The following is a 22,088-nucleotide window of genomic DNA, read 5'->3' on the forward strand; positions in this document are numbered from 1 at the left end:
TCCCTGCTTGGTTATGGGCAACACCTTAATGCGGGTCGATGACGCTTTTGTGGCAAGACAAATCAGAGCGGCGTGCCGATCAGCACGTTAGATGGTGCGCATTGCACCTGCACCGCAGACCCCACGGCGAGTTGCTGGCTGCGCAAGTGCAGCGGTTCGGCCAAGGCGCAAAGTGTCTGGCCGTTGGGCAGGGAAATGCGCACTTCGCTGGGTCCGTCCTCGGCATCGAGAATCGCTTCGATGGTGCCGCGCAGGACATTGTGTCCGGGCGTTGCCGACTGATCGGCGCCGAGCAACTCAAGCCAGCCAGCCTTGATCAGCGCCATCACTTCGGTACCGATCTGCAATTCCAGATGCACGGTGCTGTCGTGGGTGATCTGCGCCTCCAGAGCAATGCCTTCGGCCAGTTCAAGGTGGATCAAGTCATTGCGACCCTGCGCCTGAATCGCTGCCACCGTGCCATGCAGCTGATTGCGCGCGCTGGTCCTGAGCATCAGCCGCCCGAGCAGGTCGAGATCGCTGGCGTCTTCCGCCGCTTCCAGCACCTGTGCCTGCAACGCCTGCAATTTCTGATACAGGCGCAGCACTCGCTCGCCCTCGCTGGACAATCTGGCGCCACCGCCACCCTTGCCGCCCACCACGCGCTCGACCAAGGGTTTCTGCGCCAGGTTGTTCAACTCATCGATCGCATCCCATGCCGCCTTGTAACTGAGCCCCGCGCTCTTCGCCGCACGGGTGATCGAGCCCTGCTCGGCGATGTGTTGCAGCAGGGCAATGCGCTGCGGACGGCGGACGATGTGTTGGGACAGCAGGGTGGGCAGGGACATGGCAGAACGCTTCTGGCTCGGGCGATGAAATGGACGTTGGCCACTTGCAACGCATGAGTCAAGCCTGACGCAAAGCCCCCTGTGGGAGCGAGCCTGCTCGCGAAAGCGGTTTGACCAACAACAGCTTTGTTGAATGTGATGCCCATTCGCGAGCAGGCTCGCTCCCACACGATATCTGTATTCGCTTCAGGTACCGGGCTTCGGCGTACGAGCCAGGCAATACACATCAACCCGCGCCGCACCTGCATTCATCAACAACCGCGCCAGCGCTTGAGCGGTCGCGCCCGTGGTCAGAACATCATCCACCAGCGCCCAATGGCGGCCACTGACCTGCGCGTCAGGCGCCAGCGCAAAGGCATTGCGCAAGTTGCGTTTGCGCGCCTTGGCGTCGAGATCCTGCTGGGCGTCGGTGTCCATGACTCGCCTTAGAAGCTGTTCTTCACAGGGCAGATCCAGAGAAACACTCAACCAGCGCGCGAGCATCGCCGCTTGATTGAATCCTCGCCGACGCAGTCGTTTATTCGCCAACGGCACCGGTAGCAACACATCGGGGCGCGGCAGGTCCTCGGCGAAGCGATGCTGCAGGTATTGGCCGAGAACGTCGGCGAGCAGGTGACCAAACGGCCATTTCGCGTTGTGTTTAAACCGTGTAATCAGACTGTCCACGGGGAAGCCATAAACCCAGGGCACGGCGACCTGTTCGAAGGCCGGAGGCTCTAGCAGGCATTCGCCGCAAGTCAGGCCATCCGCCGCCAGTGGCAAAGCGCAGCTCTGACAATGGCTGCCGAGCCAGGGCAGCTCGGTTTCACAGGCCTCGCACATTGGCATTTGTGCTTCTGCGGGCTCATCGCACAGCAAACAGGTCTGTACGTTTTTTAAACAGATGTAAACCTGCTCCTTGTATTGCGGTTGACAGCGCATCGCTCTTCCTTAAATATGCCGAACATCCGTGTAGCGCCTGTGGGTATTCCGTTTCCCCCAGCGCCAGCCAAGCATAACCAAGGAATTGCCAATGAGCGCGAGCACCACCGCCACCCTGCGTCACGATTGGTCTCTGGCCGAAGTCAAAGCACTCTTCGTACAGCCATTCAACGACTTGCTGTTCCAGGCGCAAACGGTGCACCGCGCACATTTCAACGCCAACCGCGTGCAGGTCTCGACACTGTTGTCGATCAAGACCGGTGCCTGCCCGGAAGACTGCAAGTACTGCCCGCAGTCCGGGCACTACAACACCGGTCTGGAAAAAGAAAAGCTGATGGAAGTGCAGAAGGTCCTCGAAGAGGCGGCCCGCGCGAAAGCCATTGGTTCGACGCGTTTCTGCATGGGCGCGGCGTGGAAACATCCATCCGCCAAAGACATGCCGTATGTGTTGAAGATGGTTGAAGGAGTAAAAGCCCTCGGCCTGGAAACCTGCATGACCCTCGGCCGTCTCGATCAGGAGCAGACTGAAGCGCTGGCCAAGGCCGGTCTCGATTACTACAACCACAACCTCGACACCTCGCCGGAGTTCTACGGCAGCATCATCACCACCCGCACTTACAGCGAGCGCTTGCAGACGCTGGCCTATGTACGCGAGTCGGGGATGAAAATCTGCTCCGGCGGCATTCTCGGCATGGGCGAATCGCTGGACGATCGCGCCAATCTGCTGATCCAGTTGGCCAACCTGCCGGAGCACCCGGAATCGGTGCCAATCAACATGCTGGTGAAAGTCGCCGGCACGCCGCTGGAAAACGCCGAAGACATCGACCCGTTCGACTTCATCCGCATGCTCGCCGTCGCGCGCATCCTCATGCCGCAATCCCACGTGCGCCTGTCCGCCGGTCGCGAAGCGATGAACGAGCAGATGCAGGCCCTGGCATTTTTCGCTGGCGCCAACTCGATTTTCTACGGCGAAAAATTGCTCACCACCGCCAACCCGCAGGCGGACAAGGACATGCAATTGTTCGCGCGCCTCGGTATCCAGCCGGAGGCTCGCGAAGAGCACGCGGATGAAGTGCACCAAGCGGCGATCGAGCAGGCGCTGGTGGAGCAGAAGAGCAGCGAGCAGTTCTATAACGCTGCCATCTAAAAGCTGCACGGATTGCGCTGAAGGAATGCAAAACCCCTGTGGGAGCGAGCCTGCTCGCGAAAGCGGTTTGGCCGCGAATATCCATGTTGGATGTGACGCCCATTCGCGAGCAGGCTCGCTCCCACAGGGGATCTGTGTCATTTGAAAATCGAGGCCTGCATGTCATTCGATCTCGCCGCACGCCTTGCTGCCCGCCGTGCCGACAACCTCTACCGCCACCGCCCGCTGCTCGACTCGCCGCAAGGCCCGCAAGTCGTGGTCGACGGCCAACCGCTGCTCGCTTTCTGCAACAACGATTATCTGGGCCTGGCCAATCATCCGCAGGTGATCGAAGCCTGGCGCGCCGGTGCCGAGCGCTGGGGGGTCGGCGGTGGCGCGTCGCATCTGGTGATCGGCCACAGCAGCCCGCATCACGCACTGGAAGAAGCACTCGCCGATCTGACCGGGCGCCCACGTGCACTGCTGTTCACCACCGGCTACATGGCCAACCTCGGCGCGGTCACCGCGCTGGTCGGGCCGGGCGATACGGTACTCGAAGACCGGCTCAATCACGCTTCGTTGCTGGACGCGGGCCTGTTGTCCGGCGCGCGTTTCAATCGCTATCTGCACAACGACGCCGAAAGCCTGGGCAAACGCCTGGAGAAAGCCACCGGCAACACGCTGGTGGTCACCGACGGTGTGTTCAGCATGGACGGTGACATCGCCGACCTGCCGGCGCTGGCCCGCGCGGCCAAGGCCAAAGGCGCGTGGCTCATGGTCGACGATGCGCATGGCTTCGGCCCGCTGGGCGCCAACGGTGGCGGCATCGTCGAGCATTACGGCCTGAGCCAGGACGACGTGCCGGTGCTGGTCGGCACCCTCGGCAAAGCCTTCGGCACCGCCGGGGCCTTTGTCGCTGGCAGCGAAGAGTTGATCGAAAGCCTGATCCAGTTCGCCCGCCCGTACATCTACACCACCAGCCAACCGCCGGCGCTGGCCTGCGCGACGCTGAAAAGCCTCGAGCTGTTGCGCAGTGAACACTGGCGCCGTGAGCATTTGCAGACACTGGTCCGCCAGTTCCGCCACGGCGCCGAGCAGATCGGGCTGGAGCTGATGGACAGCTTCACGCCGATCCAGCCGATCATGATCGGCGATGCCGGCCGCGCGGTGCGGCTGTCGCAAATGCTCCGCGAGCGCGGCTTGATGGTGACCGCGATCCGTCCACCGACCGTGCCGGCCGGCAGCGCGCGGTTGCGCGTCACGCTGACCGCCGCCCACAGCGAGGCACAGGTGCAACAGTTGCTGGAAGGGTTGGCAGATTGCTTCGCCCGATTGTCATTGGAGCCAGGCCATGCGTAATCGTCTGATCCTGCTGCCCGGCTGGGGCCTCGGCGTGTCGCCGCTGGAACCGCTGGCCGCAGCATTGCGCGGCCTCGACGAACATCTGCAAGTCGAGATCGAACCGCTGCCGGAGCTGGACTCCGCTGACCTTGAAGACTGGCTCGACGAACTCGATGCGCGCATTCCGCAGGAAATCTGGCTTGGTGGCTGGTCTCTGGGCGGCATGCTCGCGTCTGAGTTGGCGGCACGACGCGGCGAGGCGTGCTGCGGGCTGCTGACGCTGGCGAGCAACCCTGCGTTTGTCGCCCATGAGCAGTGGCCGAACGCGATGCCTGGCGAGACCTTCGATGCGTTTCTTGCCGGTTGCCAGGCCGATCCGCGTACCACGCTCAAGCGCTTCGCTCTGCTATGTGCGCAAGGTTCACCAGACCCGCGTGGCTTGTCGCGCTTGCTGCTCGCTGGCGCACCGGCCGCGCTGATGGCAGGGCTGGAGCTGCTCGCGCAACTGGACACACGCCAGGCGTTGCAGGGGTTTCGCGGCCCGCAGTTTCATCTGTTCGGCGGACAGGACGCGCTGGTCCCGGCGGAAGCGGCCGGCGCATTGTTCGCGCTGTTGCCGGATATCGAAATTGGTCTGATCGAACAGGCCAGCCATGCTTTTCTGCTGGAAGACCCGCATGGAGTCGCGGGCGCGATCCAGGCGTTTCTACATGAGTGCGCTGATGACTGATCTGTCCCTTGTGCTGCCTGGGGGCTTGCCCGACAAGCGCCAGGTGGCGGCGTCTTTTTCCCGCGCTGCGGCCAGTTACGACAGCGTCGCCGAGTTTCAGCGTGACGTCGGCACGCAGCTGCTTGAGCGTTTGCCTGGAAGTTTCATGCCGTCGCGGTGGCTCGATCTCGGTTGCGGCACCGGCTATTTCACTCGTGCGCTGGCCTCGCGTTTCACCCAGGGCAGCGGTGTCGCGCTGGACATTGCCGAGGGCATGCTCAATCACGCACGGCCGTTGGGTGGCGCTGAGCATTTCATTGCTGGCGATGCCGAACGGCTGCCGTTGCAGGATGCGAGCGTCGATCTGATTTTCTCCAGCCTTGCAGTGCAGTGGTGCGCCGACTTCGAGGCGGTGCTCAGCGAAGCCTTGCGCGTGCTTAAACCGGGGGGGATTTTTGCGTTTGCTAGTCTTTGTACAGGGACGCTGTTCGAGTTGCGTGAGAGTTGGCAGCAGATCGACGGGCTGGTGCACGTCAATCGCTTCCGCGCCTTCGCCCGCTATGAGCAGTTATGTGCCGGCAGTGGCATGCGCATTTTGGCGCTGCAGAATCAGCCGCACGTGTTGCATTACCCGGATGTGCGCAGCCTGACTCATGAGTTGAAAGCGCTGGGCGCACACAATCTGAATCCCGGCCGGCCGGGCGGTTTGACCGGACGGGCGCGGATTCTCGGGCTGATCGACGCGTACGAGCGGTTCCGTCAGGCGTCGGGGCTGCCGGCAACGTATCAGGTGGTATACGCCGTGTTGGAGAAACCTCTATGAGCGCAGCCTATTTCGTCACCGGTACCGACACCGATGTCGGCAAAACCACCGTTGCTGCCGGATTGCTCCATGCGGCGCGGTCGGCAGGCTTGAGCACGGCGGCGGGCAAACCGGTGGCATCGGGTTGCGACGTCACGCCCAAAGGCTTGCGTAATTCCGATGCCTTGGCGCTGTTGGCCGAATGTTCGTTGCCGCTGACTTATCAACAGGTCAACCCGGTGGCGTTCGAGCCAGCGATCGCTCCGCATCTGGCGGCGCGCGAAGCAGGAGTGGCGCTGACGGTGCAATCGCTGCTGGCGCCGATGCGCGGGATTCTGGCGATGAACGCCGATTTCACCCTGATCGAAGGCGCGGGCGGCTGGCGTGTGCCGTTGGCCGATCAGGACAATCTCTCGGACCTGGCGATTGCGCTGAAGCTGCCGGTGATTCTGGTGGTGGGCGTGAGGCTGGGGTGCATCAGTCATGCGTTGCTGACCGCCGAGGCGATTACCCGCGATGGTCTGCAATTGGCGGGGTGGGTGGCGAATATCATCGATCCGAAAACTTCGCGGCTGGAGGAAAACCTCGCGACCCTGGCCGAGCGCATCCCCGCGCCGTGCCTAGGCCGGGTGCCGAAACTCAAGGCGTTGAGCGCCGAAGCGGTCGCCGAGCATTTGCAACTGGATTTGCTCGACTAAGCTTTTGCCTATGAGCAGGCACTGTGCCATTAGTGTTTTTGACGGGCGTTTTGCCGGCGCGTCTGCTTCAATGGCGAGCATTGATCCTTTGCAAGGATGAGAGCGACTATGGAAATCTCAGGTAACACAGCTTTTTATGCGGGGCTGAGCTCGATTCAGTCCGGGCAGAACCGCGTCGATCAGGCTGCCAGCCAGATCGCCAACAACACTATCGAACGTTCGGTGACCAGCCAGTCGTCCGAAGTGCAGGTCAATCGCCTGCGCGGTGTGGATCGCGCACAAGAATCGGATCTGGCGAGCAATATCGTCGAGCTGTCGCAGGGCAAGATCCAGGCAGAGCTGGGTGTGAAGGTGGCCAAGGCATCCGACGAAGTGCTCGGGACGATCATCGATACTTTCGCCTGATTGAGTTTGTTGTAGACCCCGAAACGCCGCGCCCTGTCGCGGCGTTTTTCGTTTAAGTCCTTCTTGCTCAACTAATCTTTTTACAACGCCCGTGGCTTATATCAAGTCGCGGCGATTTGTCGTCTCCGGCATTTGCAAAGTCTGATGACGAACGGCAAAAGAACGATGCTTGACAAGATTTCGGCGTAAACGTATGTTTCAAACAACTGTTTGACCGTCACAACAATTCAACACGGTCGTTCATTCCCGGTTACATCAGCAGAGGTTTATCGCTATGCCTGACTACAAGGCCCCCTTGCGTGATATTCGCTTCGTTCGTGACGAACTGCTCGGCTACGAAGCGCACTATCAGTGCCTGCCAGCGTGCGCAGACGCCACGCCGGACATGGTTGACGCCATCCTCGAGGAAGGCGCCAAGTTTTGTGAGCAGGTACTGGCGCCGCTGAACCGCGTGGGCGACATCGAAGGCTGCACCTGGAGCGAGTCCGGCGTGAAAACCCCGACTGGCTTCAAAGAGGCGTACAAGCAATTCGTCGAAGGCGGCTGGCCAAGCCTGGCGCACGACGTTGAGCACGGCGGTCAGGGCCTGCCTGAGTCGCTGGGTCTGGCGGTGAGCGAAATGGTCGGCGAAGCCAACTGGTCTTGGGGCATGTACCCAGGTCTGTCGCACGGTGCGATGAATACCATCTCCGAGCACGGCACCCCAGAGCAGCAGGAAGCCTATCTGACCAAACTGGTCTCCGGCGAATGGACCGGCACCATGTGCCTGACCGAACCGCACTGCGGCACCGACCTGGGCATGCTGCGCACCAAGGCCGAGCCTCAGGCCGACGGTTCCTACAAAGTTTCCGGCACCAAGATCTTCATCTCGGCCGGTGAACACGACATGGCCGACAACATCGTCCACATCGTACTGGCGCGTCTGCCCGATGCACCGGCTGGCACCAAAGGCATCTCGCTGTTCATCGTTCCAAAGTTCCTGCCAAACGCCGATGGCACCATTGGCGCGCGCAACGCAGTGAGCTGCGGTTCGCTGGAACACAAGATGGGCATCCACGGCAACGCCACCTGCGTGATGAACTTCGACGGCGCCACCGGTTACCTGATCGGCCCGGCGAACAAAGGTCTGAACTGCATGTTCACCTTTATGAACACCGCTCGCCTCGGTACCGCACTGCAAGGTCTGGCTCACGCTGAAATCGGCTTCCAGGGCGGTCTGAAATACGCTCGTGATCGCCTGCAAATGCGCTCGCTGACTGGCCCGAAAGCGCCGGACAAAGCCGCTGACCCGATCATCGTCCACCCTGACGTGCGCCGCATGCTGTTGACCATGAAGGCGTTCGCCGAAGGCAACCGCGCGATGGTCTACTTCACTGCGAAGCAGGTCGACATCGTCAAATACGGCGTCGATGAAGAAGAGAAGAAGAAGGCCGACGCACTGCTGGCGTTCATGACCCCGATCGCCAAAGCGTTCATGACCGAAGTCGGTTTCGAAGCCGCCAACCACGGCGTGCAGATCTACGGCGGCCACGGCTTCATCGCCGAGTGGGGCATGGAGCAGAACGTTCGCGACAGCCGCATTTCGATGCTGTACGAAGGCACCACCGGCATCCAGGCCCTCGACCTGCTCGGCCGCAAAGTGCTGATGACTCAAGGCGAGGCTCTGAAAGGCTTCACCAAGATCGTCCACAAGTTCTGCCAGACCAACGAAGGCAACGAAGCCGTCCAGGAATTCGTCGCGCCGCTGGCTGCACTGAATAAAGAGTGGGGCGAGCTGACCATGAAGGTCGGTATGGCTGCCATGAAAGATCGCGAAGAAGTCGGCGCGGCCTCCGTGGATTACCTGATGTACTCCGGTTATGCCTGCCTGGCCTACTTCTGGGCAGACATGGCACGTCTGGCTGCGGAAAAACTGGCTGCCGGCACCAGCGACGAGGCGTTCTACACCGCCAAGCTGCAAACCGCGCGCTTCTACTTCCAGCGCATCCTGCCGCGTACCCGTACGCACGTGGCCACTATGCTGTCGGGTGCTGGCAACCTGATGGACATGAAGGAAGAAGACTTCGCGCTGGGCTACTAAGCCTTAACGCAGTCTGACGAAAACCGCTGCTCCCGTTAGGGGGCAGCGGTTTTTTTGTTTGTGGATCGCTCAGATAGTCGAGCTTCCGGCCGTTACAGAGACCGTGTGTGATCTGGATCACATTGTATGGGCTTGGCCGCACTTTGCAGGCACAATGCCATCTCTTTGCTATGACGGGTCGGAGCTTACCCTTGCCGCGTTCTTCCGCTGTACGTTTCAGCCATTTCCTGCCATCACTGCTGTTATTGCTTGCGGGGCTGGCGGCTGCGTACGTCAAAGACCTCAGCGTATTCTTCACGTCACTGTTCAACGTCCTGCCGACATTGGTTCTGCTCCTCGGTGGCGCGTATTGCGCGGTGTATCGACGTCAGCGCGAACTGTTTTTGATGCTCACGGTGTACATCGCCTACTTTCTGCTGGACACCCAGACAGATTTCTACCGCGACAACGGCAAGGTCCGCGAAGACGCTGCGGTGGTGTTTCATCTGGTCTGCCTGTTGTTGCCGCTGTTGTTCGGGCTGTTCGCGGCGTGGCAGGAGCGTACCCATCTGTTTCAGGACATGGTCGCGCGCTTTGCCGTGCTGCTGGCATTTGGCAGCGTGGCGCTGGGACTGGAGCAAAGTTACCCACAGGCGCTGCTGCTGTGGTTGTCGGAGATCCGCTGGCCGGCGCTGCATGGGGCATGGATGAGTCTCATCCAGTTGTCCTATCCGGTGTTCATCTCGGCCTTCCTGCTTCTGGCCTGGCAATACTGGCGCAACCCGCGCCCGTTGCACGCGGCGCAACTGGTTGGCTTGCTCGGTGTGTTCTGGATGCTGCCGAAGACCTTCATTCTGCCGTTCACCCTGAACATCATGTGCAGCCAGGTGATGCTGATGATCGCCGCCGCCGTTGCGCATGAGGCCTATCAAATGGCCTTCCGCGACGAGCTCACCGGCCTGCCGGGACGACGTGCGCTCAACGAACGCATGCAGCGACTGGGGCGCAACTATGTGCTGGCGATGAGCGACGTCGATCACTTCAAGAAATTCAACGACACCCACGGCCACGATGTCGGTGATCAGGTGCTGCGGCTGGTCGCCAGCAAACTGTCGAAAATCAGCGGTGGCGGTAGGGCGTATCGCTACGGCGGTGAGGAATTTGCCTTGGTGTTCGCAGGCAAGACCCTTGAGGAGTGCATGCCGCACCTGGAAGTGATCCGTGAATCGATTGCGTCTTATAGCATTCAGCTACGCAACCAGGAAAACCGCCCGCAGGATGATCAGCAAGGTCGCCAGCGGCGCAGCGGTTCCGGGGCTTCGGCGGTGTCGGTGACGGTGAGCATCGGCGTCGCCGAACGTGTCGAGCAGCGCACCCCTGAAGAAGTGCTCAAGTCCGCCGACCAGGCGTTGTACAGCGCCAAGGGCGCCGGGCGTAACTGCGTCATGGCGTTCGGGCAGAACCGCCGTGGCGCGGTGCGCATGGACGCTGCTGCGGGTTGAGTGATGACGGCGCATTCAGCGCCTGCACAGTGATTGTCGCGCGTGGTGGCCAGCAGTAGGTTGAACAAATCTGCTGACGGAGAATCCACCATGCCCGAGTACAAAGCTCCCCTGCGCGACATGCGCTTTCTGATCGATCACGTCTTCGACTTCCATACCAACTACGCCGCTCTCGGCGCTCATGACGCCAGCCCGGACATGATCAGCGCGATCCTCGAAGAAGGCGCGAAGTTCTGCGAGAACGTGCTGGCCCCGCTCAATCGCAGCGGCGACGAAGAGGGCTGCCATTTCGACAACGGCGTGGTGACAACGCCTACAGGCTTCAAGCAGGCCTTCGCACAATATGTCGAGGGCGGCTGGCACGGTTTGGCGGCTGATCCGGCTTACGGTGGCCAAGGGTTGCCGAGTTCGCTAGGGCTGGTGATCAGCGAGATGGTCGGCTCCAGCAACACGTCCTGGGGCATGTACCCCGGCCTGACCCACGGCGCGATGTCGGCGATCCACGCCCACGGTACCGCCGAGCAGAAAGACACCTACCTGAGCAAACTCACCGCTGGCCAGTGGACCGGCACCATGTGCCTGACCGAAGCGCACTGCGGCACTGATCTGGGCATCATCAAGACTCGCGCGGTGCCCCGGGCCGACGGCAGCTACGCGATCACCGGCAGCAAGATTTTCATCTCCGCTGGTGAGCATGACCTGAGCGACAACATCATCCATCTGGTCCTGGCCAAGCTGCCGGACGCACCGGCCGGAACCAAGGGCATTTCCCTGTTTATCGTGCCCAAGTTTCTGCCCGATGCAGCAGGCGAAGCGGGTGAGCGCAATGGCGTTTCCTGTGGCTCGATCGAGCACAAGATGGGCATCAAGGCTTCTGCTACGTGCGTGCTGAATTTCGATGCCGCCACGGGTTACTTGATCGGCGAGCCGAACAAGGGCCTCAACTGCATGTTCACCATGATGAACCACGCGCGGCTTGGTACTGGCATGCAGGGGCTGTGTCTGGGCGAGGCGAGTTTTCAGGGCGCGATCAAGTACGCCAATGACCGCCTGCAGATGCGCGCCCTGACCGGTGCCAAATCCCCGGAAAAACCTGCCGACCCGATCATCGTTCACCCCGATGTGCGACGCATGTTGCTGACCATGAAAGCCTTCAACGAAGGCAACCGCGCGCTGACCTATTTCACTGCGCAGATGCTCGATGTTGCGCACCTGAGCAGCGATGCCGATGCGCGTCAGGAGGCCGAAGACCTGCTGGCGTTCCTCACGCCGATCTGCAAGGCGTTCATGACCGACACCGGGCTGGAAGTGACCAATCACGGCATGCAGGTATTCGGCGGCCACGGCTTCATTCGTGAGTGGGGCATGGAGCAACTGGTGCGCGATTGCCGGATTGCGCCGATCTACGAAGGCACCAACGGCATTCAAGCGCTCGACCTGCTCGGGCGCAAGGTGCTGGGCAGTCAGGGCAAGCTGCTGCGCGGCTTTACCAAAATCGTCCACAAGTTCTGCGCAGCGAACGCCGAACATGCGCAGCTGGGCCGCTTCGTCGCGCAACTCAACGGGCTCAACCAACAGTGGGGCGATCTGACCATGAAGGTCGGCATGGCGGCCATGAAGAACCCGGACGAAGTCGGTGCTGCGTCGGTGGATTATCTGATGTACAGCGGCTACATCATCCTGGGCTACCTGTGGCTGCGCATGGCGTTGGTTGCTCAGGCACAGCTGGAGGCGGGCGAGGGTGAGGCTGATTTCCTCAAGGGCAAACTGGCGACGTGCGAGTTCTACTTCAAGCGCTTGCTGCCGCGTACGGCTGCGCATCAGGCGGCGATCGAGGCGGGGAGTGATTGTTTGATGAATCTGCCGGCGCAGGCGTTTGCTTTGTAGGGCAGATCGAAAGATCGCGGCGATCTTTTTCCGGTGACCAAAAATAACAAATCAGTCACCGGTTGACCCTATGTGTCGCAAAAGTTGTTGAGGTACACTCCGGATCAACGAAAACATCATTCCACGAACCACCTGTTTAGATCTTGCGAGGTTTGCCATGGCTGACTACAAAGCGCCGCTGCGCGATATGCGCTTCGTCCTCAATGAAGTGTTCGAAGTCGCCAAACTCTGGGCCGAGCTGCCGGCGCTGGCCGAGACCGTCGATGCCGAAACCGTTGAAGCGATTCTCGAAGAGGCCGGCAAGGTCACCAGCAAAAGCATCGCGCCACTGAGCCGTGCTGCTGACGAGGAAGGTTGCCATTGGGCGGACGGTGCCGTCACCACGCCGGCCGGTTTCCCACAGGCCTATCAGACTTATGCTGAAGGCGGCTGGGTCGGTGTTGGCGGCGATCCGGCCTACGGCGGCATGGGCATGCCCAAAGCCGTGTCGGCGCAGGTCGAAGAAATGGTCAACTCCGCCAGCCTCGCGTTCGGTCTGTACCCGATGCTGACCGCCGGCGCCTGCCTGTCGATCAATGCCCATGCCAGCGAAGAACTGAAAGCTGCGTACCTGCCGAACATGTACGCCGGCATCTGGGCCGGTTCCATGTGCCTGACCGAGCCGCACGCGGGCACCGATCTGGGGATCATTCGCACCAAAGCCGAACCTCAGGCCGACGGTTCCTACAAGGTCAGCGGCACCAAGATCTTCATCACCGGCGGCGAGCACGACCTCACCGAGAACATCATTCATCTGGTACTGGCCAAGCTGCCTGATGCCCCGGCCGGTCCAAAAGGCATTTCGCTGTTCCTGGTACCGAAGTTCATGGTCAATGCCGACGGCAGCCTTGGTGCGCGTAACCCGGTCAACTGTGGCTCGATCGAGCACAAGATGGGCATTCAGGCCTCGGCGACCTGCGTGATGAACTTCGACGAAGCCGTGGGTTATCTGGTCGGCGAGCCGAACAAAGGCCTGGCGGCGATGTTCACCATGATGAACTACGAGCGCCTGGGCGTTGGTATTCAAGGCCTGGCCACGGGCGAGCGCTCTTATCAGAACGCTGTTGAATACGCGCGCGATCGTCTGCAGAGTCGTTCGCCGACCGGTGCGCAGAACAAGGACAAAGTCGCCGACCCGATCATCGTCCACCCGGACGTGCGACGCATGCTGCTGACCATGAAAGCCTCGAACGAAGGCGGCCGTGCGTTCTCCACGTATGTGGCGATGCAACTGGACACCGCCAAGTTCAGCGAAGACGCGACCACCCGCAAACGCGCGGAAGATCTGGTGGCGCTGCTGACGCCGGTAGCGAAAGCTTTCCTGACCGACCTGGGTCTGGAAACCACCGTCCACGGCCAGCAGATTTTTGGTGGCCACGGCTACATCCGCGAGTGGGGCCAGGAACAACTGGTGCGTGATGTGCGCATCACCCAGATCTACGAAGGCACCAACGGCATTCAGGCGCTGGACCTGGTCGGGCGCAAGATCGTTGGCAGTGGCGGCGCGTTCTACCAGCTGTTCGCTGACGAGATCCGCCATTTCACCGCAACCGCCAGCGCCGATCTGGGCGAGTTCACCAAGCCGTTGAACGATGCCGTCGACACCCTCGACGAGTTGACCGCGTGGCTGCTGGACCGGGCGAAAAACAATCCGAACGAAATCGGCGCGGCCTCGGTCGAATATTTGCAAGCGTTCGGCTACACCGCTTACGCCTACATGTGGGCGTTGATGGCCAAAGCCGCGCTGGGCAAGGAAGCGCAGGAGGATTTCTATGCGAGCAAGCTGGGCACCGCGCGCTTCTATTTCGCCCGCCTGCTGCCGCGTATCCACTCGTTGAGCGCGTCGGTCAAGGCCGGTAGCGAGTCGCTGTTCCTGCTGGATGCGGCACAGTTTTGATCCTGTAGACGTCATGTAAGCATTTGCTTACGTGACGTGCTGCTGTTCTCCCATATCCGTATATTGGATCCACGGCTAATCTACATTTCATGGACGTCGCGCAGGAAGCGCAAAGTAAACAACACGGACACGTAGGATTCTGCCAGGGTGGCGGAGTGAAATGGATGTCAGGGAAACAGTCTGCAAAGCCCCGCTTCGGCGGGGTTTTCTTTTGCCTGAAGAAAAGTTTCAGGCGAGCGGATCAAGGGGCGGCTTCGTTTCGCGGTCGATCACCTCTTCAAGCAATGTCCGCAGCAATGCCAACGAGGCCTGCTGGCGTTGCACATCACGGCACACCAGGCCAACTTGCAACGGCACCCGTGGTTCGCTCAGCGGTTTCCATAGCAGATCTTCATCGTCATATTCCTTTTGCGAACGTCCCGGCAGCACCGTTGCCAGCCTGGTGTGCGGCAGGCTATCGAGAATCCCCAGCATATTGTTCAACTCGGCCTGCACCTGCGGGCGTCGTCCGAGGCTGGTCAGTTGTGCCTGCCAGATCTGTCGGATCTGGAACTCTTCGCCGAGCAGCAACATGGGCAGCTCAGCAGCCTGGCGCATCGAGACCTTCTTGAACTCGCGCAAGGGATGGTCCGCCGGGATGACCAGCGTCAGTTCATCTTCGTACAGCAACACACCGTGCAGACCGGGTTGGCGCGGTGGCAGATAGCTGATACCGATGTCCAGCGAACCGTTGAGCAAGCGCCGTTCGATTTCCAGCCCGGTCAGTTCATAGATTTGTACCACCAGATGCGGCTGCGCCTTGCGCACACGCTCGAGCATCTGCGGCACAAGGCTGGTGTGCACCGTTTGCAACACACCGATCGCCAGTGTGCGCAGTGCCTGACCCTTGAAACTACCCAACGCCTCGCGCGCCCGCTGCAAGCCATCGAGCAATGGCAACGCGTGGTTGTACAGCGTATGCGCAGCGAGGGTCGGCAGCAGGCGTTTACTGCTGCGTTCGAACAGGGTTACGTCGAGGTTCTGCTCCAGCTGACGGATCTGTTGCGACAGCGCCGGTTGCGAGATCGACAAGCGCTCAGCCGCACGGCCGACATGGCCTTCTTCGTAGACCGCGACGAAATAACGCAGTTGTTTGAAATCCATAAGTAGCGCTTATCGAAATGGCTGAGAAATCGAAATGGCCTGAAGCCGTTTGCGCGCCTAGTCTAACCGCATTCACAAGGCTTGCAGGGCCAGAAAGCGTGACGAATTCCATTTGCTTCGTTCGTGATTACATAGGCAGTTCAAAAAACCTCCAACGAGGTTTTTCCGCATGAATCTGTTCAGTTTGCGGCGCCAGACGCCGAGTCTGGATGACCTCTGCTTCGAGGCGGGGCCATCCGCTATGACCGACCATCTCAATGCCCAACGCCTGATGCCCAGCGTCGATCGGCCGCAACAAGTGTTCGTTCGCGGCCAGGGTTCATGGCTATGGGACAGCAACGATCGCGCCTACCTCGACTTTTCCCAGGCCGGCGGCGCCAACAGCCTTGGCCACAGCCCCACGGCGTTGGTCAAAGCCATCGCCAATCAGGCCCAGGCGCTGATCAATCCAGGCTTCAATCTGCACAATCGCGGCATGCTCAGCCTCGCCGAACGTTTGTGCGCCAGCACGTCCAGCGAACAGGCGTATCTGCTCAACAGTGGCAGCGAGGCTTGTGAGGCGGCGATCAAACTGGCGCGCAAATGGGGGCAGCTGCATCGCGGCGGCGCCTCGCGGATCATCATGGCTGAGCAGGGTTGTCATGGCCGCAGTCTGGCGACGATTGATCGAGTGCCATTCAACGACCTGCCGGCGCTGCATGCGGCGGTGGACGCGCAGACCGTGGCGATCATGCTGGAGCCGATCCAGAGCGATGCCGGGGTCATTCCCGCGACCGGGCACTACCTCAAAGGGGTCGAGCGACTGTGCCGTGAACTGGGCATTCTGCTGATTCTCGACGAAGTGCAGACCGGTATCGGCCGCTGCGGCAGCTTGCTCGCCGAACAGTCCTACGGTATTCGCGGCGATATCGTCGTGCTCGGCAAAGGCCTCGGCGGCGGCTTGCCGCTGGCGGCCTTGCTGGCGCGAGGCAAGGCTTGCTGCTTCGCCACCGGCGAGCTGAGCGGCACCCATCACGGCAACGCCTTGATGACGGCGGCCGGTCTGGTGGTGCTCGACAGCATCCATGACCGCAGCTTTCTCCAGCAGGTTAACGACAGCGGCCAGCATTTGCGCGAAGGCCTTGCGCGACTGGCGCACCGCTACGGCCACGGCGATTTGCGCGGCCAAGGCCTGTTTTACGGGTTGACGCTGTCCGACGAATGCGCCGACGCCGTCGTCCATGCCGCACTTCACGAAGGCCTGATATTGAACGCCGCGCAGCCTGACTGCCTGCGCTTCACCCCGGCCCTCACTGTCAGCAAAGCCAACATCGACGAAATGCTCCTGCGCCTGGGCCGCGCCTTCTCGCGGGTGCGCACCGCCCAAGTGCACTGCCGCAAAGGCATTGCCGTCTGAGCCGAGCAGCCCCAACCGATTACTCGAACCGTCTCGCGGTATAACGCACGCCCCACGCCTGATTCTTTTGGCGTAGGGCGTTTTTTTGTGGCCGGGTTTTACAGACGGGATTTAGAGCTTGAGGGATCGTACCGCGGATGGTCTTTTAGAGAATGCCAGCAAGGGATGCGGCCACGGCCTGATCGGTATCACCGAAAAAGCCGTTTTGCGATCTGTACCACTGGGTGGTATGTTTTTGGAAGGGATACCTATGCCATTGAGGTTGTTCAAGACCAAACGCTTCGCCCTCCAGGCCAGCAGGGCGTGGATCACAGATGAAGAGTTGCAAGAGGCGTTTCACCAGATGCTTCAGGGACAGGCGGACAATCTTGGCGGAGGCGTGTGGAAGAAGCGCTTGAAGGCGAACCGTCACCGTTCGATTGTTTTGGCAAAAGGTGGACGTCACTGGATCTACCAAGTGCTTTTCGCCAAGCAGGATCAAAGCAATATCACGCCAACAGAATTGAAGGATTTACGTAAATTGGCAAAGGTCTATGCGCAACTGACCGAAGCGCAGATCAGCGACTTGTTGGCGATGAAGGAGTTTGTGGAGATATGTCATGAGTAAGAAATTCAAAAGTGAAGTCTTTGAATCGATACACGAATCAGCCGGGGCGTTGCTTGCTGTCGGAGCAATAAACAAGGCAACGATGCGAGAATTCGATGACTCCTGTCTGGCATCGGTTCCCTTAGCGATCCCGGCTGAGGAGATCAAGGCGCTACGCGAGCGAAACAAGGTCAGCCAACCGGTATTTGCACGCTATCTCAACACAAGTGCATCCACGGTGAAGCAGTGGGAATCGGGTGACAAACATCCCAGCGGTATGGCGCTCAAACTACTGAGCATCGTACAAAAACATGGGTTGAAAATTCTCGCTTGAGCCTGACGAGCTATTGCACTGAACCCTGACGAACGGCGCGTGTCGATTAGCTTGTATGGCTCAAGTGAGCCAACCCCCATTCAGGAGCTGCCCCATGGATTTCATTCGTATCATCATCGCTATTCTGTTGCCGCCACTGGGCGTGTTTCTGCAGGTCGGGTTTGGCGGGGCGTTCTGGCTGAACATTCTGCTGACGTTGTGCGGCTACATTCCGGGGATCGTGCATGCGGTGTATATCATCGCCAAGCGCTGAGTCCGCTAGCGCAACTTAGATAGCTTTCGCGAGCAGGCTCGCTCCCACACTGGATCTGTGGTGTACACAAGTCCTCTGTGGGAGCGAGCCTGTTCGCGAAGGGCGCAACACAGTTTTCAGTCAACCAGCCCCATCACTCGCCGATAAAACGTCCACTCCTGCTCCAGCGCATGCGCCTGGTTGGCCGCGCGGCGGAAGCCGTGGCGTTCGTCAGGGTAGTAATGCGCTTGGACCGGGACGCCGTTGTGCTCCAGCGCCGCGACCATGTCGCGGGTCTGTTGCGGCACGACCACCGCGTCCAGTTCACCCTGAAAGAAAATCACCGGCACGCGAATGTTATCGGCGTGCAGCAATGGCGTGCGGGCGGCATAGCGTTCGGCATCTCGCTCGGGATCGCCGATCAGCCAGTCCAAATAATCGCCCTCGAACTTGTGCGTTGCGCGAGCCAACGCGACCGGATCGCTGACGCCGTAGAGGCTGGCGCCTGCGCGGAAAACCTGTCTGAACGCCAGCGCACAAAGCGTTGTGTAGCCACCCGCACTGCCACCGCGAATGAACGCGCGGTCGCCATCGATCAAGCCCTGTCCGGCGAGATGGCTGACCACCGCGCAGGCATCCTCGACATCCACCTCGCCCCAGCGCAGATGCAGCGCTTGGCGATATTCGCGACCATAGCCACTGCTGCCGCGATAGTTGAGGTCGGCGACAGCAAAGCCGCGCTGCGTCCAGTACTGGATGCGCGGGTCGAGTATCGGATAGCACGCCGACGTCGGGCCGCCGTGGATAAACACCACCAGCGGAGGTTTCGCTTCACCGCTCATGGCCGGGTAAAAGAAACCGTGCGCCTCGCCGGAGCCGCTCGGATAACGCAAGGTCTGCGGACGGCTGATGCGTTCGGCAGGCAATGGAGCCACGCCGCCAGCGAGGATTTTCACGGCATGCGACACACGATCAATGGCGATCACTGCCGACGGGCTGGTCGGCGATGCAGCGATGCAATAGATGAATTGTTGATCCATCGCCAAGTGGCGGAAGCGGCTGTAGTCACCGCTGAAATCTTCACTTCCAAGGGCCAGGCGACCGAAACCATCCTCGCTCCAACTGGCTAAAAATTGATCACCGACAGGCAGCCACGTGCAGCCGCCTAGCTGCCACGGCGCGGGCGCGTGATCGGCCGCGACGCTGGCCAGCGCTTTCAGGCCATCGGTCGTTTCGCCCCACGGCTGCCAGTAGCCGTCACGGTCCGTCAGGCAATAGAGCCGCCCATCAGCGTCGAATCGCGGCTGCTGGATCGACTCCTCCATCTGCGTACCGGCAACACAGCGAGGCGCAGAAAAATCGCCTTGCGCGACCATCAAGCGCGTCGAGGTCCACGGCTGATGCGGGCGACTCCACTCGATCCACGCCAGCCGCTGGCCATCGGGGCTGAGCGTTGGTGACGCATAAAAATCCGCACCCTCGGCCAGCACCTGTCGCGTACCGGTCGCCAGATCAATTGCCACCAGGCGATGCCGATCCTGCTGCTCTTCAACCGCCAATACCCGGCCAGCGGCGAATTGCAGATCGCCGTAGCGGCAGTCAGTCGACGTCAGCGCAACCGGCTCGCCATCCAGCGCCTGCCGATACATCTGCTGATCCGCTTCATTGACGAAAACCACCCCGTCAGGCGTCAGACAAAACGCACCACCGCCATATTCGTACACGCGGCTACGCACGCTGAAGCCGTCCGGCGTCAGACTTTTCGCTGCGCCATCGCGCCAATGCCAGATCCGGCATGCGGCATCCTCGGGGCGGTATTCATTCCAGAACACACCATGGGCGCCGAGCTGCAGTTCGGCGAAGTCGGTTCCGGCGGCGACGGCCTGGGCGGCGCTGAAAGGCTCAGCCCTTGGCGATGAGGCGTGAGTTTCGTTCATTGCGAAAGGCCAATTGTTCGATGGTTTGAGTGGCGGTCTCGGCTTCTTCGCGGGCCTTGAGGATCACGCCGTGATGTTCGGACTTGCTGCACACCGGGTCGGCATTACTGGCGTCGCCGGTGAGCATGAACGCCTGGCAGCGGCAGCCGCCGAAGTCTTTTTCTTTCTCGTCGCAAGAGCGGCACGGCTCGGGCATCCAGTCGTAACCGCGAAAACGGTTGAAGCCGAACGAGTCATACCAGATGTGTTGCATGCTGTGATCGCGCACGTTGGGAAACTGCACCGGCATCTGGCGGGCACCATGGCAGGGCAGGGCGGTGCCGTCCGGGGTGACGGTCAGGAAGATGCTGCCCCAGCCGTTCATGCAGGCTTTCGGGCGTTCTTCGTAATAGTCCGGAGTGACGAAAATCAGCTTGCACGGATGCCCTTCGGCTTCCAGCCTGGCCCGGTATTCGTTGGTGATGCGTTCGGCGCGCACCAGTTGCTCCCTGGTCGGCAGCAGGCCAACACGGTTCAGCTGCGCCCAGCCGTAGAACTGGCAAGTGGCGAGTTCGACGAAGTCGGCCTCCAGCGCAATGCACAGTTCGATAATGCGGTCGATCTTGTCGATGTTGTGCCGATGGGTGACGAAGTTCAGCACCATCGGATAGCCGTGGGCCTTGACTGCGCGAGCCATTTCCAGCTTTTGCGCAAAGGCCTTTTTCGAACCGGCGAGCAGGTTGTTCACTTGCTCGTCGCTGGCCTGAAAACTGATCTGGATGTGATCAAGCCCGGCCTTTTTGAAGTCGCTGATTTTCTGCTCGGTCAGGCCAATGCCGGAGGTGATCAGGTTGGTGTAGAAACCCAGCTGCCGCGCTTCATGGATCAGTTCGGCCAAGTCCTGACGCACCAGCGGTTCGCCGCCGGAAAAGCCCAATTGCGCCGCGCCCATCTCCCGCGCTTCGCGGAACACCTTGATCCATTGCTCGGTGGTCAGCTCTTTGCCCTGCTCGGCGAAATCCAGTGGGTTCGAGCAATACGGGCATTGCAGCGGGCAGCGGTAGGTCAGCTCGGCGAGCAACCAAAGGGGCAGGCCGACTTCAGGTTTCGGCGGTACTTGCACTGACGAATCAGGCAAGTTCGATCCAGTGCTGCGCACGGGCAACCTCCATGAATTGCTCGATGTCGTCACCGAGCTCGGGCACGCCGGGGAATTGCTCGTCGAGTTTGGCAATGATCGCCGCGACATCGCGTTCACCATCAATCAAGCCGCCGATCAGTGCGGCGCTGTCGTTGAGTTTGATCATGCCTTCAGGGTAGAGCAGCACGTGACCCTTTTGCGCCGGCTCGTATTGGAAGCGATAGCCCGGGCGCCAGCTCGGCACTTTGCTGCGGTCGAAGCTCATAAGATGATTCCTTTATGCCAGACCCGTTGTTCGGTCACGCTGTGATACGGCGGACGGTTCAGTTCGTAGGCCATGCTCATGGCATCGAGCATGCTCCAAAGAATGTCCAGTTTGAACTGGAGAATTTCCAGCATGCGCTCCTGGCCTTCGCGGGTCTTGTAATGCTCGAGGGTGATCGCCAGCCCGTGTTCGACGTCACGCCGCGCCTGACCGAGGCGGGTGCGGAAATATTCATAACCGGCCGGGTCGATCCATGGGTAATGCTGCGGCCAACTGTCCAGACGCGACTGGTGGATCTGCGGCGCGAACAGTTCGGTCAGCGAGCTGCTGGCGGCCTCCTGCCAACTGGCGCGACGGGCGAAGTTGACGTAGGCATCGACGGCGAAACGCACGCCGGGCAGCACCAGTTCCTGGGAGCGCAATTGGTCCGGATCGAGGCCAACAGCCTGGCCCAGACGCAGCCAGGCTTCGATGCCGCCATCTTCACCGGGTGCGCCGTCGTGGTCGAGCAGGCGCTGAATCCACTCGCGGCGGATTTCCCGATCCGGGCAATTGGCGAGGATCGCTGCGTCCTTCAGGGGAATGTTCACCTGATAGTAGAAGCGGTTGGCGACCCAGCCCTGAATCTGCTCGCGGGTCGCACGGCCTTCGTACATCGCCACGTGGTAAGGGTGGTAGATGTGGTAGTAGGCGCCCTTGGCGCGCAGGGCCGCTTCGAATTCGGCGGGGGACAGCGGGGTGTCGGTCATGTCTGTTCTCCGGGAACAACCCTGGAAATCTCTGGTGTCTGTGCTGGCCTCTTCGCGAGCAGGCTCGCTCCCACAGTTGATCGCATTCCATTGTAGGAGTGAGCCTGCTCGCG

The 22,088-nt window shown here is 60.8% G+C and carries 21 protein-coding genes; 14 read left to right on the forward strand and 7 right to left on the reverse strand.

The features are described 5' to 3' along the window. Positions 1-62: 62 nt before the first annotated feature. Together AB4N48_RS00145 and AB4N48_RS00150 are read right to left on the reverse strand one after the other, a co-directional pair. Positions 63-827, reverse strand: a complete 765-nt coding sequence (locus AB4N48_RS00145; protein WP_460094593.1) for a TOBE domain-containing protein — start codon at positions 825-827, stop codon at positions 63-65. Positions 828-1,013: 186 nt separating this feature from the next. Beyond that, positions 1,014-1,748, reverse strand: a complete 735-nt coding sequence (locus AB4N48_RS00150; protein ID WP_460094596.1) for a double zinc ribbon domain-containing protein — start codon at positions 1,746-1,748, stop codon at positions 1,014-1,016. Between the two features lie 91 nt (positions 1,749-1,839). On the opposite strand from AB4N48_RS00150, the gene bioB reads away from it, so the two are divergent. The 10 genes from bioB (at position 1,840) to AB4N48_RS00200 (ending at position 14,213) form a co-directional block, all read left to right on the forward strand. Continuing rightward, positions 1,840-2,895 carry a biotin synthase BioB gene (gene bioB / locus AB4N48_RS00155; protein ID WP_460094598.1) on the forward strand — a complete coding sequence of 352 codons (1,056 nt, stop codon included), beginning with the start codon at positions 1,840-1,842 and terminating at the stop codon, positions 2,893-2,895. 159 nt (positions 2,896-3,054) lie between these two features. Then, a complete protein-coding gene (bioF, locus tag AB4N48_RS00160) occupies positions 3,055-4,233 on the forward strand; it encodes an 8-amino-7-oxononanoate synthase (protein ID WP_256808071.1) in 1,179 nt (392 codons plus the stop codon). Next, positions 4,226-4,945, forward strand: a complete 720-nt coding sequence (locus tag AB4N48_RS00165) for an alpha/beta fold hydrolase (RefSeq protein WP_375122784.1) — start codon at positions 4,226-4,228, stop codon at positions 4,943-4,945. The genes bioF and AB4N48_RS00165 overlap by 8 nt, the downstream gene beginning before the upstream one ends. Beyond that, a complete protein-coding gene (bioC, locus tag AB4N48_RS00170) occupies positions 4,938-5,747 on the forward strand; it encodes a malonyl-ACP O-methyltransferase BioC (protein ID WP_375122783.1) in 810 nt (269 codons plus the stop codon). Before AB4N48_RS00165 ends, bioC begins: the two co-directional genes overlap by 8 nt. Beyond that, on the forward strand, positions 5,744-6,424 hold the full coding sequence (gene bioD, locus AB4N48_RS00175; RefSeq protein ID WP_252868392.1) for a dethiobiotin synthase: 681 nt from the start codon (positions 5,744-5,746) through the stop codon (positions 6,422-6,424). Before bioC ends, bioD begins: the two co-directional genes overlap by 4 nt. Positions 6,425-6,532: 108 nt before the next feature. Further along, positions 6,533-6,829 carry a hypothetical protein gene (locus tag AB4N48_RS00180; protein WP_016772865.1) on the forward strand — a complete coding sequence of 99 codons (297 nt, stop codon included), beginning with the start codon at positions 6,533-6,535 and terminating at the stop codon, positions 6,827-6,829. A 274-nt stretch (positions 6,830-7,103) separates the two neighbouring features. Next, the gene (locus AB4N48_RS00185) at positions 7,104-8,909 is read left to right on the forward strand and encodes a phenylacyl-CoA dehydrogenase (RefSeq protein WP_460094600.1); all 1,806 of its coding nucleotides are present in this window, start codon (positions 7,104-7,106) and stop codon (positions 8,907-8,909) included. A gap of 191 nt (positions 8,910-9,100) precedes the next feature. Further along, a complete protein-coding gene (locus AB4N48_RS00190; RefSeq protein ID WP_039757672.1) occupies positions 9,101-10,390 on the forward strand; it encodes a GGDEF domain-containing protein in 1,290 nt (429 codons plus the stop codon). Between the two features lie 90 nt (positions 10,391-10,480). Next, positions 10,481-12,277 carry an acyl-CoA dehydrogenase C-terminal domain-containing protein gene (locus AB4N48_RS00195; RefSeq protein ID WP_423520354.1) on the forward strand — a complete coding sequence of 599 codons (1,797 nt, stop codon included), beginning with the start codon at positions 10,481-10,483 and terminating at the stop codon, positions 12,275-12,277. Between the two features lie 157 nt (positions 12,278-12,434). Beyond that, positions 12,435-14,213, forward strand: coding sequence for an acyl-CoA dehydrogenase C-terminal domain-containing protein (locus tag AB4N48_RS00200; RefSeq protein WP_252886895.1), 1,779 nt, complete (start codon positions 12,435-12,437; stop codon positions 14,211-14,213). A gap of 228 nt (positions 14,214-14,441) precedes the next feature. Here AB4N48_RS00200 and AB4N48_RS00205 read toward each other — a convergent pair whose 3' ends face one another. After that, positions 14,442-15,356, reverse strand: a complete 915-nt coding sequence (locus AB4N48_RS00205; RefSeq protein ID WP_460094602.1) for a LysR family transcriptional regulator — start codon at positions 15,354-15,356, stop codon at positions 14,442-14,444. Between the two features lie 169 nt (positions 15,357-15,525). Here AB4N48_RS00205 and AB4N48_RS00210 point away from each other — a divergent pair, with 169 nt between their 5' ends. The 4 genes from AB4N48_RS00210 to AB4N48_RS00225 all read left to right on the forward strand — a co-directional run bounded on the left by AB4N48_RS00210 (position 15,526) and on the right by AB4N48_RS00225 (position 17,925). Next, on the forward strand, positions 15,526-16,752 hold the full coding sequence (locus AB4N48_RS00210; protein WP_460094604.1) for an aspartate aminotransferase family protein: 1,227 nt from the start codon (positions 15,526-15,528) through the stop codon (positions 16,750-16,752). Positions 16,753-17,002: 250 nt separating this feature from the next. Then, entirely contained in the window at positions 17,003-17,359 is a 357-nt protein-coding gene (locus tag AB4N48_RS00215) for a type II toxin-antitoxin system RelE/ParE family toxin (protein ID WP_056786636.1), read from the forward strand. Continuing rightward, on the forward strand, positions 17,352-17,672 hold the full coding sequence (locus tag AB4N48_RS00220) for a helix-turn-helix domain-containing protein (protein ID WP_039757682.1): 321 nt from the start codon (positions 17,352-17,354) through the stop codon (positions 17,670-17,672). Before AB4N48_RS00215 ends, AB4N48_RS00220 begins: the two co-directional genes overlap by 8 nt. A 94-nt stretch (positions 17,673-17,766) precedes the next feature. After that, entirely contained in the window at positions 17,767-17,925 is a 159-nt protein-coding gene (locus AB4N48_RS00225) for a YqaE/Pmp3 family membrane protein (protein ID WP_003228885.1), read from the forward strand. Between the two features lie 116 nt (positions 17,926-18,041). Here AB4N48_RS00225 and AB4N48_RS00230 read toward each other — a convergent pair whose 3' ends face one another. From AB4N48_RS00230 to pqqC, 4 genes are read right to left on the reverse strand one after another with little or no spacing between them, the layout of a single operon-like run. After that, positions 18,042-19,841, reverse strand: coding sequence for an alpha/beta hydrolase family protein (locus AB4N48_RS00230; RefSeq protein ID WP_460094605.1), 1,800 nt, complete (start codon positions 19,839-19,841; stop codon positions 18,042-18,044). Beyond that, a complete protein-coding gene (gene pqqE / locus AB4N48_RS00235; protein WP_056786640.1) occupies positions 19,807-20,979 on the reverse strand; it encodes a pyrroloquinoline quinone biosynthesis protein PqqE in 1,173 nt (390 codons plus the stop codon). The genes AB4N48_RS00230 and pqqE overlap by 35 nt, the downstream gene beginning before the upstream one ends. Beyond that, positions 20,951-21,226 carry a pyrroloquinoline quinone biosynthesis peptide chaperone PqqD gene (gene pqqD, locus AB4N48_RS00240; RefSeq protein ID WP_056786642.1) on the reverse strand — a complete coding sequence of 92 codons (276 nt, stop codon included), beginning with the start codon at positions 21,224-21,226 and terminating at the stop codon, positions 20,951-20,953. The genes pqqE and pqqD overlap by 29 nt, the downstream gene beginning before the upstream one ends. Then, entirely contained in the window at positions 21,223-21,975 is a 753-nt protein-coding gene (gene pqqC / locus AB4N48_RS00245) for a pyrroloquinoline-quinone synthase PqqC (RefSeq protein WP_039757691.1), read from the reverse strand. Before pqqC ends, pqqD begins: the two co-directional genes overlap by 4 nt. Positions 21,976-22,088 lie beyond the last annotated feature (113 nt).

It is taken from the genome of Pseudomonas sp. S2_C11 (assembly GCF_054668395.1).